Consider the following 16,971-nt stretch of genomic DNA (forward strand, 5'->3'; position numbering starts at 1 on the left):
GTCGATCCGACTTATCAGCGCCACTTCACAGGCAGGATCGCCATATTATCGGCCATCTGCTAGGCGGAAATCATGAAAAGGCCTGCCCCCGCAGTCGAATTGGACGAGTTCGACCGCAAGATTCTCGCCGCTTTGGCCGAAGATGGCCGGATGACCGTCACCGAACTCGCCAAAAGGGTGGGACTGTCCAAGACCCCGGCGCAGGTCCGCCTGAAGCGGCTGACCGACAGCGGCGTGATCCGCGGCTTCCGCGCGATCATCGATCCCGCCCGGCTCGGCCTCGATCATATCGCCTTCACCGAAGTGAAGCTGGCCGATACCCGCGAAAAGGCGCTGCAGGAGTTCAACGCCGCCGTTCGCCGCATCCCCGAAGTCGAGGAATGCCACATGCTGGCGAGCAATTTCGACTATCTGCTCAAGGTCCGCACCGCCGATATCCGCCGCTACCGGATCGTGCTCGGCGAGAAGATCTCCAGCCTGCCCCATGTCGCCAGCACCTCCACCTATGTCGCGATGGAGACGGTGAAGGACTGAGCCGCTTGCAATGTAGGATTTCGCCTGCTTGGCTCGCGCTGCCGGCACCATGGCCGGCCGCTCTTTGAACCGTCAGGCAAATAGGATCCCATACGCGCAACAATCTTTCGAGACGCAGCGCGCTTCCGAGAAAACAGGGCAAATAACGGCCCGAAAAAACTGCTCTTGGTCTGTACTTTGTGTACTTTCGCGAGTCTGGGTCGGGCACCTGTTGGCGCAAAACAAGTGCGACGCTCAACTCTTCTGTTCCCCGGCGAAAGCCGGGGCCCAGGGTTTCTTTGCCGAATCGCTTGCGACCCTGGACCCCGGCTTTCGCCGGGGAACAGCCAATCCTACCCCAAAGGCCGGCGGCCATCCGGCCCGAAATTCAGCCGCCGCGTGACGTTATAGTCGAGCACCGCCATCACGAAATACGCCGCCGCCTGCTTGATCCGCGTCCAGGGGCCGGTGCGCGCCTTGTAGAGCTCCGGCGTGATCCGCTCGGACTGCGCGATTTCGCCATCGATGAAGCCGCGGATATAGCCGGCGAAGGCCTTGTCCTCGATCCGGAACATCAGCTCGAGGTTGAGGAACATCGATCGGATGTCGAAATTGGCCGAGCCGATGTTCACGACATCGTCGATCAGGAACAGCTTCGCGTGCAGCTTGGTCGGCTGGTACTCGTAGATCTGCACGCGCTTGCGCAGCAGGCCCGCATAGGTGAAGCGCGCCGCCCAGATCGCCGCGCCGTGATCGAGCTTGGAGGGCAGCACCAGCCGCACCTGCCCGCGCTTGCCCGCCCGGTCGAGCCGGCGGAGCATCGCCGGGTTGGGCGCGAAATAGGCGGCAATGATGTCGATCGACCTGGCCTGCTCCATGTCGCGCTTGACCACCCGCGCCCAGGGCGAGAGCCGCCGCATCGGCCCGCCGAGCAGCCAGCGGGTCTTGCCCTCGGGCTCGCTCCAGGCACGCAGCGTGCGGCCGAGCCGGCGCAGCGACGGCCGGGGCTGCTTGGCCCAGTTCGACAGCGAATCGAAATAGCCGACCAGCCGCCGCGCCGCCAGCCCCTCGACCACCAGGCCGAGGTCGCGCCACGCCGCTTCGTCGATCGTCCCGAAATAGCTGTCTTCGATGTTGAACCCGCCGACGATGACGCGCTCTTCATCGGCCAGCGCCAGCTTCTGGTGGTTGCGCAGCAGGTAGCGCCGCCCCCAGCGCGGGACGAAGCGGCACACATCCACCCCGGCCGCGTGCAGCGGATCGAAGAAGCGCCGGCTCTGGGCATGCTCGCTGCCCAGTCCGTCGACGATCAGGCTGACGCGCACCCCCCGCGCCGCCGCGTCGATCAGCGCCTGGCGCACCGCGGCGCCGGCCTCGTCATCGACATAGATGTAATAGAGCACGCGCAGCGAGCGTTCGGCGCGGCGCATCAGGTCGAGCAGCGCTTCCAGCCGCTCGGGCCCGTCGGGCAGCAGCGTCAGCCGGTTGCCCTCGACCTCGAAGCTCGGCTGGGAAAATTCCATCGGGCCGTGATGCGGGAGCGGCGGGACGGGGGCAAGGGGGGCGAGCGCTTCCATGCGGTTCCACTGAACGTTGCGATAGCGTTCCCAACGCGCCGCACCCGATTCGGTTCGGCACCCCGGGGCCGCAAGCCCATTTTCTTGACTTTTCCACAGCCAGGCCCTAGATCGCCGCCTTTCCCGGACACTCCGTTTTTCAAGGAAGCGTAGATGGCGCGCGTCACTGTCGAAGATTGCGTCGACAAGGTTCCCAACCGTTTCGATCTCGTGCTGTTCGCGGCGCAGCGTGCCCGCCAGATCTCGGGCGGCGCCGAGCTGACCCTCGATCGCGACCGCGATAAAAACCCGGTCGTCGCACTGCGCGAAATCGCCGAAGAGACCGTGCGCCCGACGCACCTCGAGGAAGCCGTGGTGTCGAGCCTGCAGCGCGTCCAGATCGACGACGAGGAAGCCCCGGACGAAGTCGGCTCGATCGCCGCATCGGCCGAAGCGCTCCGCCTCACCGCCGCGGCGCCGCCGCGCAACCAGAATCTGGGCGGCGACTACGACGGCTGAGCCGACGAATCGCTGAACAAAAGCAAGGGGCCGGGGGCAACTCCGGCCCTTTTGCTTTGGCGGTTCGATTAAACGGACCGGCCCCGACGAGGCCGACGGGACTTACCCCTCGTCCGCTTCCGCCTTCCGTCCCTTGAAGCCCTGCGCCACCACGAACCATTCCACCGAGCCCTTGCGGCTCGACGGCGGCTTGGCGTGCTTCACGGTGGCGAAGCTGCGCTTCATCGCGGCGACGAACTGCGAATCGGCACCGCCGGCGAACACCTTGGCGACAAAGTCACCGCCCGGCTCGAGCACCTGGATCGCGAAGTCGAACGCGGCTTCGACCAGGCCCATCGTCCGCAGCGCATCGGTCTGGGGATGGCCGACGGTGTTGGCCGCCATGTCCGAGATGATGAGATCGGGGTTGCCGCCCAGCTCCTCGATCAGCCGGTCGGGCGCGGCATCGTCCATGAAGTCCATCTGGAGGATGATAGCGCCGTCGATCGGATCGACGGGCAGCAGGTCGATGCCGACAAGCGGCGCCTTGGGCAGACGCCGCCGCACCACCTGGCTCCAGCCACCCGGCGCCAGGCCAAGATCGAGCACGCGCTTCTTGCCCTTGAGGAACCCGAACTTCTCGTCGAGCTCTATCAGCTTGTAGGCCGCGCGGCTGCGATAGCCCTCGGCCTTGGCGCGCTTGACGTACGGATCGTTGAGCTGGCGCTCGAGCCAGCGCGTCGATTGCGCGGTGCGCTTGCGCGCCGTCAATACGCGCGTATGGCCGCGTGCGCCGCCTCTGCTCACAAGATTCTCCCGTTGATCAGGCGGCGGAGGATGCCCTCGCGAATGCCGCGGTCGGCGATCCCTAGCCGCTCCGCGGGCCAAAGGTCGAGGATCGTTTCGAGAATCGCGCAGCCGGCAACGACCAGGTCCGCGCGTTCCGAGCCGATGCACGGCACCTGGCTGCGCTCGGCCATGCTCATACCCGAGATTCGCTGGCTCACCTCGCGCATCGCCGGCGCGGGCACGATCAGGCCGTCGACCACCGAGCGATCATAGGCCGCAAGCCCCAGATGCACGCTGGCGAGCGTGGTGACGGTGCCCGAGGTACCGAGCAGCCGCCGGGTGCCACGCGGGGTGCGCAACCGGCTGGCGAAAGGCGCGAAGCTCTCCGCCACCCGCGCGCGCATGCTCGCATAGAGCGCGGCGCGATCCTCGGCGGTCTCGGCGCTGCCCGAGGCCTCGGTAAGCGAGACCACGCCCCAGGGCGCGCTGTGCCAGTCGAGGATGCGCGGCACGTCGCCGCCGCGCGAATCGACCAGCACCAGCTCGGTCGAGCCGCCGCCGATGTCGAACACCAAGGCCGGGCCGTCGCCGGGCTCGAGCAGCGCATGGCAGCCGAGCACGGCGAGCCGCGCCTCTTCCTCGGCGGTGATGATGTCGAGCGCGATGCCGGTCTCGCGATAGACGCGCTCGATGAACGCCGATCCGTTCGAGGCCTGGCGGCACGCCTCGGTCGCCACCGATCGCGCGAGGATCACATGGCGGCGCTTGAGCTTCTCGGCGCAGATGCGCAGCGCCGCGATCGTGCGCTCGATCGCCGCATCGGACAGCTTGCCGCTGGTCGCCAGCCCCTCGCCCAGCCGGACGATTCGCGAAAAGGCATCGACGACCGCGAAGCCCGCCCCTTGCGGACGCGCGATCAACAGCCGGCAATTATTGGTGCCCAGGTCGAGCGCCGCATAGTGGCGCGCTTCTCCCGGTCGGCCGCGCACCGGGCGTTCCCGGGGCCGCTCCATCGGCGGCGGTGCCCTCCGGATTTTTCCGGAGCCACGGCCGCGGGGCATCTTGGCAGTGCCATCCCCCATCATATCACTCGCTTATGTTCTGTTCCGTCACGGCTTTTCTGCCGCCGGTGCTTGAAAGCGAGGCTAGCGGAGAGCGAAGGCGGGAGCAAGAAGCCGACGGTACCGGGGCCGTTGACAGCGCCGGATCAGCACCGTATTGCGCCCCGCCTGCCGGCAGTGATGCCGCGTGATGCCCCGTCGTCTAAAGGTAAGACTACGGACTCTGACTCCGTCAATTGAGGTTCGAATCCTCACGGGGCATCCAATTTTCCTTCTGAATGAAGATCTTGCGCGAGAATGCGCCCCGCATCCGATTGCATCGGTGCCGACGGAAGCACATGCAGTGCTCCGAGAGCAGCAGAATAGATCCGAGGCCAACAAACAGCCCTCAAGGATATTTCGGCATCTCCGCCGATATGGCTATTCATTATTCTTATATATCCATAGCCAAGACTTAGAATACTTCCGCTAGCCTTGGCTGGATTCGGCATACCCCTCTGCCGGCATCTTGCATCTTCTGAAATGCGCTTTGCCCTACTCGTCGCAAAATTCGCTTAATGACCGACTTGGTCTTCTGAATAGCCGGCTATGTCGCAAAATGCGGGCCGCATCGCGCCCGAGCCCCCACCGGAAACACCGCCGCGCCGTGTCCGCGCCCGGCCATCCGAACCAGTAAAGAGGGGCTTATCTCGTGAAATCGACCCACAGCTTGAAGAATCGCACGTCCGCGCGCCGGTTTCAGGGTCGCGCGGGGCTCCTCCTGGGCAGTGCGCTGCTGCCGCTCATCCTGGCCGGGACCGCGCACGCCCAGAGCACCGAGCCGGTGATCCTTGAGGAAGGCCAGGCGCCGCGCGAAGTGCATCTGGGTGCCGGCGACGACCGGGTCGTAGCCGATATCGGCCGTGTCAACGCGAATACCGGTGTGCTCGACCTGAGCGGCCTCGTCACCGGCACGGTCACCGATGCCGGCGGCCTCGACACCATCTGGCTGCGCGCAACCGGCAGCCGGACCGCGAATCTGATCTTCACCACGCCGGCGAGCGGCACGAGCCGGCAGTTCGTCACCGCGGACGGCACCCCGTTCGACGGCGGCATCGTCTATGAAGCCTCGGGCAACGACACGGAGCTGCGGCTCGAGAATCGCTCGCGTTCGGATCCGCCCGGCACTAATGCGAAGATGAAGCTCAATCACGAGCCTGTGCGGCTTGCAGGCGACGGCACGATCTTCATCGGCGCCAGCCTCGACGCCCAGGATCAGGGCGGTGCCGCCGCAACCGATCAGAAGGCGATCCATGTCGAGCCCGGCTCCACCCTGGCCCAGCAGGGCGGCGATGGCGACGGACTGCTGACGGTCGTGATCGCCGCCGACATGGACGGGCGCCACTCGGCTACAGGCCTTGTCGATGTTGCCTATGCCCAGGAGCTCCGACTGATCGACAGCGCCCGCGTGCGCTTCCAGCAAGGCCTCGGCATCGCCGGTGGAACCGCCGACATCTTCCTGGAAGCTAACTCCACTGTCGCCTCGACCAACGCAAGCGTCGGGGATGTCCGGCTGATCCGGAGCAGCGGACGGGTCTTCAATTCGACCAGGATCACGGTGGGCTCGGTGAATGGCGGCACGACCGCTGGCGGCATCGGCATCGAGCTCATCGGCGGCAAGCTCTACAACACGCTCACCGAGAACAGCACGCGCAACGGCGTGGCGAGCGGCGGTCTCGGCATCGTGCTCGCCAGCGGCAGCGCGGTGCTCGCCAGCGAGGGCGAGAATTATATCGAGAATGTCGGCCGGCTCGAATCGGTGGTCGATGCCACGATCCGCAACGAGGGCCAGGTGCTGGTCACCCGCAACGCGGTCAGGCAGTTCGCCAATGGCGGCTCGCAGGCGGGCGTGATCGTTGGGGGCACGCGCTACATCCCTTTCGCACCTTCGCTCGCCCCAACCGACAAGCTCGCCTATCAGAGCACGGGCTATGCCACCGACGTCCTGGTGAATTCGGGCAGCATCGAAGGCGATGTCCAGTTCGACTCCGGCGAGAGCATGTTCCTCTACACCGGCGCCACCAACGGGGTGAACGGCCAGATCGACGGCGGCTATGGGATCGACGGCTATGGCAAGTCGTTCGGCGCCTCGGCGACCTACACCGCCAGCAATGCGATCCTGAGCCAGCCCGGCATCATCAATTTCGAGATGCACGGCGTCGAGGCGAATGGCGCGGATACGGTTGTCACCTTCGCGAGCGCGGAGACGCTCGGCAATGGCCTGATGGCCATTGGTGACGGCACCGTGGTGAACAGCGCCAACATCGACACCGACGGCTTCGGCGCGTGGATCCGCGATATCGCGGGCGTCGGCAGCAATATCGACTTCATCAACCAGGGCAGCATCCGGTCCAGCGAGAATATCGGTGTCTACGCGGAGAACCTGGCCAGCTTCCGCAACGAAGGCTCGATCCGAGCCGAGACCCCGCTCGCAGTCCTGGTCAGTGCCTTTGCCAAGGGGAGTGGATCGACTTTCCAGTTCACCAACACCGGCCTTATCGAGAACAGCAGCAGCTATGAATCGGCTGCGCTGGTCCTGTTCGAGAACCAGGCGACGACCGAACTGATGGGCGACATCGTCAATTCGGGCACGATCCGTACCACGGGCCATGTCGGCCCGACCGGTGACGCCCAGTACGCGCTCGCGGTGCAGAGCCGCATGGATTACGGCTTGGGCGCCAATTATCTGATGCGCGTGACCAATAGCGGCACGCTCGAAGCCACCGGCCAGGGTTATTCGGGTCTCTTGCTGTCCGGGCACAAGATGGAAGTGGTCAACGACAGCATCATACGCGGCACCAACGCCGCCGGCGGTGGCGTCCGTCTGGCTACCGGCAGCGACGGCCCGCGTCCGCGCACCGCCGCCTCGCTGACCAATCGCGGCACGATCAGCGGTGGCTCAGGCGCGATCGCGGATGACGAAATGGGCACGATGATCTCCTATGGCGTGCTGTTCGATTTCGCTGCGGCGACCCAGGGCGGTGATGCCAATGCCGTCAATCTGGGCACGATCGAGGTCGGCGCCGAAGGCGTCGCGATCGGCGTCAATGGCGGCAACGACCTGGAAGCGACCTTCACGCTCGACAATCGCGGCACGATCCGTGGAGGCAGCGGCTATACGCTGGGCGAGGACGATTATCTGGCCACTATCCGCCTGCTCGATGACGGCGAGCGGACCATCGCCGGTGCGATCCACACCCGGAACTCCACCGATCTGATCACCAATCGCGGCACGATCATCGGCAGCATCCACCTGGGCGATCTCGGGGATTCCCTCACCAATTACGGCACGCTCAACGGCACGGTCGATCTCGGCAGCGGCCACGACTATTATGTCACCGGCTCGGGCGCCGTGATCATCGGCAGCGTCGATGGCGGCGACGGCATCGACGGGATCGCGGTCGACCTGACCGGCAGCGATGCCAAGAAGCTCGACATGAGCCAGTTCCGCAATTTCGAGGGGCTGACCAGGCAGCAGAACAGCTTCGGCACCGGCTCGGTCTCGATCTTCGGTTCGATCGACCAGATGTCGATGCGCCTGAGCGACATCGCGCTGCGGATCGATGCCGGGGACACGATCGGCTCGGCCTCGGGCAGCACTGGCTACACCTTCGACAATGCCGGCGCGGACAGCGTTGAATCGCTGACCAACAACGGCACGATCACCGGTGGCGTCGCGCTGGGCGGCGGCGATGATACGCTCGTCAACAGCGGCACGATCGGCTTCGACGTCGACATGGGCAATGGCGACGACAATGTCGTCAACTCGGGCACCATCCATGGCAACCTGAACCTTGGCGCCGGCAACGACCGCTACGAGGCACTTGGTGGCGGTCTGGTCACCGGCGCGATCGACGGTGGCGACGGTACCGACACGTTCGTCTTCCGGATGCACGGCAACAGCGGCTCGATCCCCGGCGGCTTCACCAATTTCGAGTCGTTCGGGGCTTATGGTCCCGGGACCCTTACCCTCGGCCTCGACCGCAATTACGAGACGATCGAACTGTGGGAGCAGGCGAACCTCACCCTGCTCGACGGAACCGGCGCGGTCGACCTGATCAAGGGCGACGACACCGCGCAGGTGGTGACGATCCAGGATGCCGATTTCACCGGCGGCGTGTCGCTGGGCGGGGGTGACGATACGCTGTCGATCGCGCTTTCCGGCGTGCTGCGCGGCGCGCTGGACGGCGGCTCGGGCACCGACACGCTCAACCTCAACCTGACCGGAGCCGCGTCGATCAACGACCTGTTCGGCTTCGAGATCGTCAATGCCGCGGGCGCCGCGCCGCTGACGCTCACCGGGCATCTCGGCGCAGGCCAGCAGATGAACTTCGACGGCGCGGACAGCCACTTCATCATCGACACCGGCGCAGTGTTCGAAGGCAGCGCCAATGGCGGCGATGGCACCGACACGCTGGAGATCAACACCGGCACGGCGAGCAGCCGCACGATCGTGGCAGGACAGCTCACTTCGTTCGAAAAGCTGGTGGCCGGTGGTGCAGGCACGCTCTCGCTCCAGGGCGAAGCCTATCATTTCCAGACCGCGCAGGTTGAGGGCAACCTCTCGATCGGAAACGGGGCCTCGCTCACCGCGACGGACGGCGTGCATTTCGGCGCCGGCGACAATCGCCTGACGCTGCACGGCACCGGCACGGTCGGCAGCCCGGTCGATGGTGGTGGCGGCACCAACACGCTCGCCTTCGAGCTCGATGCCAACAACAGCCGCAACCTGAGCACAGCCGGCACCTTCACCAATTTCCAGCAACTGTCGACTTCAGGCACGGGCGCGCTGGTGGTCGACAAGGACGCGACCTACCAGCAGGTTCTGCTCGAAGGCGGCAACCTGAACATTGCCGGCGGCGCGACGCTCACCGCGCCGGTACTCGGCAATGCGCAGGTCGACAGGCTCGGCCTTGCCGCGGGCGCCACGCTGAACGGTTCGGTCAATCTCGGCGGCGGTGACGATACGGTGAACAATGCCGGCACGATCCACGGCGACGTACTGCTCGGCGACGGCGACGACCGCTATATCGCCCGCTCGGGCAGCACGGTCACCGGCACGATCGACGGCGGCACGGGGAACAACACCTTCATCTTCAACCTCGCCGGCGCGGACGGCAGCATTCCGGGCTCGGTCACCAACTTCAATTCGTTCGGCGTCTATGGCCCGGGCACGCTGACGGTGAACCTCGACCACGGCCAGACCTATCACAATATCGAGATCCTGGAGAGCGCGAACCTGGTGCTTTCCGGCACCAACGGCTCGGTCGCCAATGTCATTGGCAGCGACGACAGCCAGCTGGTCACGATCGACGGCAGGCTGACGGGCGGCGTCTCGCTGGGCGGCGGGGACGACAGCCTGACCATGCACCTGTCGGGCCTGCTCCAGGGTGCGCTCGATGGCGGCGCGGGCACTGATACGCTCAACCTGACGCTCGACGGCGCCTCGTCGATCGCCGGCATGTTCGGCTTCGAGGTGGCGAATATCTCCGGCACCGCGCCGCTGACGCTGGCCGGAGACCTGGGCGCCAACCAGCGGGTGAACTTCACCGGCGGCACCGACAACGAGCTCATCATCGCGGCCGGCGTGCAGTTCCAGGGCAGGGTCGATGGCGGCGCGGGTAGTGACACCCTGCGCGTCCAGTCCGGCACGGCGGACAGCCGCACCGTGGTGGCATCGCAGATCGTCTCGTTCGAGAAGCTGATCTCCGAGGGCGCCGGATCCCTGGCGCTCACCGGCGGCGACTACAGCTTCGATTCGGTGACCGTGGCCGGCGGCAATTTCGAACTGGGCGCCAACACCCGGCTCAGCACCGCGACCGGCGTCACCTTCGACGGGGCGGACAATCGCTTCACGCTGGGCGCCGGCGCGACCGTGGCCGGCGGCGTGGATGGCGGCGCAGGCAATGACACGCTCGTGCTGCATCAGGCCGACAATACGGTTCGCCTGCTCAGCTCCGTACATCAGACCAGCTTCGAGCGACTGGAAGCGTCGGGCGGCATCTCGGGCGAGTTGAGGATCGACCAGAATGCCAGTTTCGCCAACGGCGTCGGTATCGATGGCGGCGTGTTCAACGTGACGGCGGGCAACACCCTCACCGCCAACGTGGCCGGTGGCGCGAACCGCGACATCGTAACCGTCTCCGGCCGGATCGAAGGCAATCTCGACCTGGGCGCGGGTCATGACTTCCTGACCATTTCCGGCGCGGGCACGATCAGCGGCTCGCGGAACGGTGGGGACGGCACCGACACGCTGACCTTCAACACCAGCGGCACCTATGCGGCGCCGACGCTGCTCGATCCCAATGCCTATACCGGCTTCGAGGCGCTCAACGTCGATGGTGGCGTGATCTCGACCACCGGCACCAGCAGCTGGGCAGCGATCACCCTCACCGGAGGGCGGCTGATCGGACAGGCGGGCAGCGTGATCACCGCGACCAGCGGCGTCCTGATCGCCCGTGGCGCCACTTTCGGCACCGCCGGCACGGTGAACGGCAACATCCTGGTCGACGGCACCCTTTCCCCGGGCGCGTCGCCGGGCACGATGACAGTGAATGGCGACGTGCTTTTCTCCAGCGGCTCGAACCTGCTGCTTGAGCTCTCGCCGACGGCAAGCGACCTGCTCAACATCTCGGGCAAGCTGGTCATCGCCAATGGCGCCGGGATCGACATCACCGGCACGCTCCGCAACGCACCGGGCGCGCGACTCGATCTGGTGGTTGCGCAGGGCGGCATCACGGGCCGTTTCACGACGATCAACAAGTCGAACGACATCTTCGGCTTCGTTGTCGTCAACGGCAACCGGCTGCAGCTGCAGAGCGAGTTCCAGAACAGCGACGCCTATCCGCTCAACACCCGCGCGAGCATCGCCTACGCCAATGCGACGCTGGGAGCGGGCAAGAGCGTGCAGGCCTATACGGCGGCGCTGCCGGCGCTGGTCAGCGCAACCGGCAGCGTGGACCAGCAGGCCTTCGCCCAGTTGACACCGGAAGCCTATGCCTCGGTCATCCAGCTCGGCATCGAGAACAGCCTGTCGCTGTTCGACACCGTGTCCGCAGACAGCGCAGCCAATGCCGGGCGCCGTGGCTTCTTCGCCTTTGGCCGCTTCACCGGCGGCACCGCGGATGTGGACGGCGATTCCTACACGGGCGCCGTGAAGACCCATGGCTCGAGCCACGGTTTCCAGGGCGGGTTCGGCTATGGCTTTGATGAGGATATCCAGGTTGGCGCCTTCTTCGGCGGCGGCACCAGCCGGCAGACCATGGCCTATCTTGGTGCGAAGACCGAATGGGACCAACTCTCGGGCGGCATCTTCGCCGATGCGCGACTGGGCGGCTTCGGGCTGCACGGTGTCGCGGCGCTGAGCAGCGGTACGGCGGAAACGAAGCGCCAGCTGCTCGCGGCCCCGACCGCCGCCAAGTCGAGCTACAATCTGAAGAGCTGGCTCGCAGCGGCGGGCGTCGACTACCAGCTTCGCTTCGGCAAGCTGGCCGTCACCCCGCGGGCCGACCTGATCTACATCCATGCCGGACGCGAGGGGCTGAGCGAGCAGGGCGGCAATGGCTTCGCGCTCAATGTCACACGGCTCAACAAGAACAGCCTGTTCGGCCGCGCCTCGCTCGCCGTTTCGGGCAGCTTCCAGGCCGGCGGCGTCGGGATCACGCCCTATGCCGAACTCGGTGTGCAGCAGCGGCTCGGCAGCGGGACCCTATCCACCTGGGGTGGGCTGCAGGACACGACCGAAGGCATGTACGCCTTTGGCGTCGAGCGGAAGGCGACCGCAGGCCGGGCCGCACTGGGGCTTGGGCTGGACGTCACGCCGGGCGTGCGCGTGCAGGGCGGCTACACCGTCGAATTCTCCGGTACCAAGCGCCAGAGCTTCACCGGAGGGCTCTCGATCCGCTTCTGATCCGCGACGCGTTCACGCGGCATCGGAAAAGGGGGGGCGGTCCGGATTGTCCGGGCCGCCCCTTTTCGTTCCAGATCAGTAGAAGGCGCCGCGGATCACATCGACGACGCGGCGGGTGCGGATGTTCACCAGCAGCAGGTCCGGACCGTAGCGCACCCAGCGATAGCCCGGGGGCGGCGCGCCGAGGCCGAGATCGTACCAGCTGTCATAATAATAGTTGTTCGACAGGAAGAGCAGCGGCAGCAGCCCGCCGATCGACCAGCGCTGGTAGCGATAGCCGGGCGGATAGCGGAAGGGCGGGCGGTGGATCGGCCGGAACTGCGGCGGACGGCCGGCGCCGGGCCGGTGCGGCGGGCGGGCGACCGGCGGACGCGGCGAAGGCGGACGCACCACCGGCGGGCGCGGCGCGGGCGGACGGGTCCCCGGATGCCCGGGATTGGGCCGGCCAGGACCGCCCGGTCCACCGGGGTCACCGTGGTTCCCTCCCGAAGGCGGGCGCTGGCCGGATTGGCCGGGGCGATCGCCGCCCGGACGGTGCTGCTGCGCCTCGGCAAGCGCCGGGGCCAGGAGGATCGCCATTGCGGCGAGGGAAGTCAGCTTCTTCATGCTACTCTCCGACTTCGAGAAAAACCCACCCCCGAAACGATCCACCCCCGGAAAAGCTGCGCCGGATCAACCCTTCTGCCGGCTCTTCATCAGCGGCTGGATGCGGGTGCCGAAATTCTCGACGCCCTCCAGGAAGTCGTCGAAGGTCAGCAGCACGCCGCCGGTGTTCGGCACTTCGGCCATTTCGTCGAGCATCCGCGCGACGCTTTCATAGCTGCCGACCAGCGTCCCCATGTTGATGTTCACCGCGCCCTCCGGCGCCGCGAGCTGGCGGACATTGGTCGTCGGGTTGTTCTTGTCGGCCGCGCCCTGGTCGATCAGCCAGCGCACCGCATCGATATCCAGGCCGTCGCGGTACGACTGCCACTTGGCCATCGCCGCCTCGTCGGTCTCGTCGGCGATCACCATGATCAGCACGAACACCTTCACGTCGCGCCCGGTCTTCGCGGTCGCCTCGGCGAGGCGCTCGTTGTTGAAGGCGAAGGCGGTCGGCGTGTTGACGCCCTTGCCGAGGCAGAAGGCATAGTCCGCCCATTTGGCCGAGAAGGCGAGGCCTTCGTCCGACGAGCCGGCGCAGATGATCTTCATGTCGCCCTGCGGCGTGGGGCGGACGAGGCAATCGTCCATCTGGTAATATTCGCCCTTCAGATCGCTGCGCCCGGTCTCCCACAGCTCGCGCAGGATCTGGGCGTATTCGTCGAGCATCTGGTAGCGATTGCGGAAATGCTCGTCGCCTGGCCACAAGCCCATCTGGCTGTATTCGGGGCGCTGCCAGCCGGTGATCAGGTTGAGCCCGAAGCGGCCATGGCTGATCGAATCGATCGTGTTGCACATCCGCGCGGCAAAGGCCGGCGGGATGATCAGCGTGGGGCAGGTGGCATAGATCTTGATCTTCTCGGTGACGGCGGCGAGGCCGGCCATCAGCGTGAAGCTCTCCAGCCCATATTCCCAGAACTCGGTCTTGCCGCCGAACCCGCGCAGCTTGATCATCGAGAGCAGGAAATCGAGGCCATGCTCCTCGGCCTTGAGCGCGATCGCCTTGTTCATGTCGAAGCTCGGCATGTACTGCGGCGCGTTCTCGCTGATCAGCCAGCCATTGTTGTTGATGGGAACGAAGACGCCGACTTCCATGTGATTAGCTCCCCAGAAATGCGAGCACGCGGGCTTCGAAGCCCGTCGGATCGGTAACGTTGCAGGCGTGCCCTCCCCAGGGCATCCGGACAAGTTGCGCCCCCGGAATGGCTTGCGCAAGCCGCTCCGAGCAATGCGGCGGGACCAGCGCATCGTCGTCGCTGGCGAGCAGCAGCACCGGTGTCGCGAACGCCGTCGCCTCCAGCCGATCGATCAGGTCGAACGCAAGCGCCTCGAGGATGCGCGCCTCGACCATCTCGACCGGGAAACCGGCGACATGGTGCCTGGCCTCTTCGTCCAGCCGGTCGCTATTCTCGGAGATCCATTGCGGCGGGAACAGGAAGATCGGCTGGGCATCGACATATTTGCCGGCGCCGTACGCGCGCAGCAGCGCCAGCCGGGCATCGAAGCAGCGCCTGGTATAGGGATCGAGCCGCCCCCAGCCATTAACCACCACCAGCCGCCCGACCCGCTCCGGCGCGTCGAGCGCGAGGCTCAATCCGCCCATGCCGCCAATCGCATGACCGAGGATCGAGGCCTTCTCGATCCCGAGTTCGTCCATCAGCAGCCGGATATCGTCGCCGATGCTTTCCAGCTTCGGGGTGACCGTCCGGTCCGAGCGGGCGGTGCCGCGGTGATCGTAGAGGATGACGCGGAAACGCGCGGCGAGCGCGGGCAGGTTGAGCCGCCAGTAATTGCCCGATCCGCCCATGCCGGCGGAGAGGATCAGCGGCGGTCCGCTGCCATGTTCCTCATAATAGAGACCCGCCGCCTCAGGCATCAGCCGATATGCGCCACCGAGGCGATCTCAACCAGGCAATCGGGCTTCACCAGATCCGCCTTGATGCAATAGCGCGCCGGCTTCGCACCGGGGAAATACTCGGCATAGATCTGGTTGAAGACGGGGTAATCGGCGAAATCCTTGAGGAAGATGTGGTTCATCGCCACGTCCTCCAGGGTCGCGCCAGCCGCCTCAAGCGTGGTCTTGATGACTTCGAGGATGTGCCGGGTCTGGCCCGCGGCATCACCGACATGGAGGACGATGCCGCCCTCGCCGAGCGCGAGCACGCCCGAGACATAGACCGTGTTCCCGGCCTTGGCGCCCGCCGAATAGGGGGCGATCGGCGTGGGGAACTGGGGCGGGTTGATCGGCTCGAACGGCATCGCTTGCTCCTTAAGAATCCTGGCCGGGCAACTGGCCGAAGCTGCCGCAGAAATCGGCGGTGGTGGAGACCCAGCCGAAGAACTTCTCGACATTGTAGACCGTGGCTTCCTGCATCATCGGCGGGCCGAGATGATGCGTCGCATCCTCCAGCATCACCCCGAAATATTCGAGGTGGAAGCCGTCGCGCAGCGTGCTCTCGACGCAGACATTGGTGGCGATGCCGACAAAGACGATGTTGCGGATCCCCCGCGCGCGCAGCGTCGAATCGAGCTGCGAGTTGAAGAAGGCGCTGTAGCGGGTCTTGTGGAGGCGGATGTCGCCGGGCTTCGGCGCCAGCGCATCGACCAGCTCGTAGTCCCAGGTACCGCGCGCCAGCAGCTTGCCGCTGAGCTCGGGACGCTGGCGCATCGTCTTCAGCGCATTGGACTTGTGCCAGTTGGGCGAGCCGGGGCCGCCCGCCTCGACATAATCGGGGTCCCAGCCATTCTGGAGGTAGACGACCGGCATGCCGGCGGCACGGGCGGTGTCGAGCACCGCAGCGATCTTATGAATCGTGCCCGCCGATCCCGATATGTCGAAGCCGGCCTGGTCGACATAGCCGCCGGGCGAGGCATAGGCGTTCTGCATGTCGATCACGACGATCGCCGTTTCATCGGCATGCACGCGGATCGGCTCGGGCCGGGCGGGAAGCGTGACGATGCGCGGCCCCTGGAGGTCGCGCCCGACGGTAGGTTCGCCTGTCATTTCGAGGAGTGTTCCCGAGAATGGCGCGGCGCACAAGCCCCCTACATCAGGGGCCGGCCCGCCTCGCCAAAGTACACGAAGTACAGGCCAAAAGCGGATTTTGCGGGCCGCTATTTTCCCTATTTCCTCGGGAAAGCGCCACATCTCGCACGATCATTGCGCGCGGCTGATCCTATCTTTCCTACAGCGTCAAGGAGCCACGGCACGGGGAGCCGGGCGCTCGAGCCGAGCAGGCGAAATCCTACATTGCAAGGTGCAGCATGCCGTTTCGTTTCCCCGGCGAAAGCCGGGGCCCAGAACCAAAAGCGATACGGCAGAGAAACCCTGGGCCCCGGCTTTCGCCGGGGAAACGGGGAGGGCAATACTAGCTCGCCTCGGCGAGCAGGGCCGCCGCCTTGGCGCCCGCCCAGTCCATCTCGCCCGCCAGGCGCCAGACTTCCTTGCCGGCCGAATCATAGAGGATGGTGGTAGGCAGGTTGGCGTTCATGCCGAGGCTGAACGCCATGTCCGGGTCGGTCCAGGGCTTGAGGTTCTTGAACCCCGCCTTGGCGAAATAGGGATCGACCAGCTCGCGGCCCTTCAGGTCCTGGCTGAGCGTGATCACCGGCAGCGCATCGCCCTTCTTCCCGGCCAGCGCATCAAGCGTCGGCATCTCGGCGCGGCAGGGAATGCACCAGGTCGCCCAGAGGTTGAGGAGCACCGGCTTGCCCTTGAACGCCGCCAGCGTGACCTTCTTGCCCATCGGATCGACGAACGCGAAGTCCGGCGCGGCCTCACCCTTGTGGCTGCGATCGAGCTGCCCCTTGTCGGCGACGGCAGCGGCCGGCGCCGCTTCCGATGCCGCATTAGCGGCGGAGATAGTTTCGTTTGCTTGGCTTCCGGGCCCGGAGCGCTTATCGCACCCCGCGATCATCAGGGTGCCGAGCAGGAGAAGTGAGATAGCCGAGCGCAAGGACAGCT

At 66.0% G+C, this 16,971-nt stretch carries 12 protein-coding genes and 1 tRNA gene; 4 read left to right on the forward strand and 9 right to left on the reverse strand.

Features of this window, described 5'->3' with window-relative positions; genetic code table 11:
• Nucleotides 1-72: 72 nt before the first annotated feature.
• Complete coding sequence (locus HNP52_RS04335) at nucleotides 73-534, forward strand: Lrp/AsnC family transcriptional regulator (protein ID WP_184162949.1); 462 nt, start codon at nucleotides 73-75, stop codon at nucleotides 532-534.
• Nucleotides 535-866: 332 nt separating this feature from the next.
• On the opposite strand, the gene HNP52_RS04340 is transcribed toward HNP52_RS04335, so the two are convergent.
• Entirely contained in the window at nucleotides 867-2,036 is a 1,170-nt protein-coding gene (locus tag HNP52_RS04340; protein WP_184162950.1) for a phosphatidylserine/phosphatidylglycerophosphate/cardiolipin synthase family protein, read from the reverse strand.
• A 207-nt stretch (nucleotides 2,037-2,243) separates the two neighbouring features.
• Between HNP52_RS04340 and rpoZ the strand changes: the two genes are divergently transcribed.
• Nucleotides 2,244-2,588, forward strand: a complete 345-nt coding sequence (rpoZ, locus tag HNP52_RS04345) for a DNA-directed RNA polymerase subunit omega (RefSeq protein ID WP_184162953.1) — start codon at nucleotides 2,244-2,246, stop codon at nucleotides 2,586-2,588.
• A gap of 102 nt (nucleotides 2,589-2,690) precedes the next feature.
• Here the strand turns inward: rpoZ and HNP52_RS04350 are convergent, their stop codons facing one another.
• Both HNP52_RS04350 and HNP52_RS04355 read right to left on the reverse strand, forming a co-directional pair.
• Nucleotides 2,691-3,374 (reverse strand): RlmE family RNA methyltransferase, encoded by a 684-nt coding sequence (locus HNP52_RS04350; RefSeq protein ID WP_184162956.1) that lies wholly within the window; start codon nucleotides 3,372-3,374, stop codon nucleotides 2,691-2,693.
• Nucleotides 3,371-4,369, reverse strand: coding sequence for a Ppx/GppA phosphatase family protein (locus HNP52_RS04355; RefSeq protein WP_260395907.1), 999 nt, complete (start codon nucleotides 4,367-4,369; stop codon nucleotides 3,371-3,373). The genes HNP52_RS04350 and HNP52_RS04355 overlap by 4 nt, the downstream gene beginning before the upstream one ends.
• Before the next feature lie 239 nt (nucleotides 4,370-4,608).
• Here HNP52_RS04355 and HNP52_RS04360 point away from each other — a divergent pair.
• Nucleotides 4,609-4,682, forward strand: a tRNA-Gln gene (locus tag HNP52_RS04360).
• Between the two features lie 444 nt (nucleotides 4,683-5,126).
• Entirely contained in the window at nucleotides 5,127-12,365 is a 7,239-nt protein-coding gene (locus HNP52_RS04365; RefSeq protein WP_184162962.1) for a hypothetical protein, read from the forward strand.
• Nucleotides 12,366-12,440: 75 nt separating this feature from the next.
• Here HNP52_RS04365 and HNP52_RS04370 read toward each other — a convergent pair whose 3' ends face one another.
• The 6 genes from HNP52_RS04370 to HNP52_RS04395 all read right to left on the reverse strand — a co-directional run bounded on the left by HNP52_RS04370 (nucleotide 12,441) and on the right by HNP52_RS04395 (nucleotide 16,963).
• Nucleotides 12,441-12,971 (reverse strand): RcnB family protein, encoded by a 531-nt coding sequence (locus HNP52_RS04370; RefSeq protein WP_184162965.1) that lies wholly within the window; start codon nucleotides 12,969-12,971, stop codon nucleotides 12,441-12,443.
• 66 nt (nucleotides 12,972-13,037) lie between these two features.
• Nucleotides 13,038-14,102 carry a pyrimidine utilization protein A gene (gene rutA / locus HNP52_RS04375; RefSeq protein ID WP_184162968.1) on the reverse strand — a complete coding sequence of 355 codons (1,065 nt, stop codon included), beginning with the start codon at nucleotides 14,100-14,102 and terminating at the stop codon, nucleotides 13,038-13,040.
• A gap of 4 nt (nucleotides 14,103-14,106) precedes the next feature.
• On the reverse strand, nucleotides 14,107-14,883 hold the full coding sequence (gene rutD / locus HNP52_RS04380) for a pyrimidine utilization protein D (protein WP_184162971.1): 777 nt from the start codon (nucleotides 14,881-14,883) through the stop codon (nucleotides 14,107-14,109).
• Entirely contained in the window at nucleotides 14,883-15,266 is a 384-nt protein-coding gene (gene rutC, locus HNP52_RS04385) for a pyrimidine utilization protein C (protein ID WP_184162974.1), read from the reverse strand. Before rutC ends, rutD begins: the two co-directional genes overlap by 1 nt.
• Nucleotides 15,267-15,276: 10 nt before the next feature.
• Entirely contained in the window at nucleotides 15,277-16,011 is a 735-nt protein-coding gene (rutB, locus tag HNP52_RS04390) for a pyrimidine utilization protein B (protein WP_221416092.1), read from the reverse strand.
• A gap of 364 nt (nucleotides 16,012-16,375) precedes the next feature.
• Nucleotides 16,376-16,963: a TlpA disulfide reductase family protein gene (locus HNP52_RS04395; protein ID WP_311768398.1), complete on the reverse strand. Its 588-nt coding sequence runs from the start codon at nucleotides 16,961-16,963 to the stop codon at nucleotides 16,376-16,378.
• Between the last annotated feature and the right edge of the window lie 8 nt (nucleotides 16,964-16,971).

Source organism: Sphingomonas kyeonggiensis (genome assembly GCF_014204495.1).
GTDB lineage: Bacteria > Pseudomonadota > Alphaproteobacteria > Sphingomonadales > Sphingomonadaceae > Sphingomonas > Sphingomonas kyeonggiensis_A.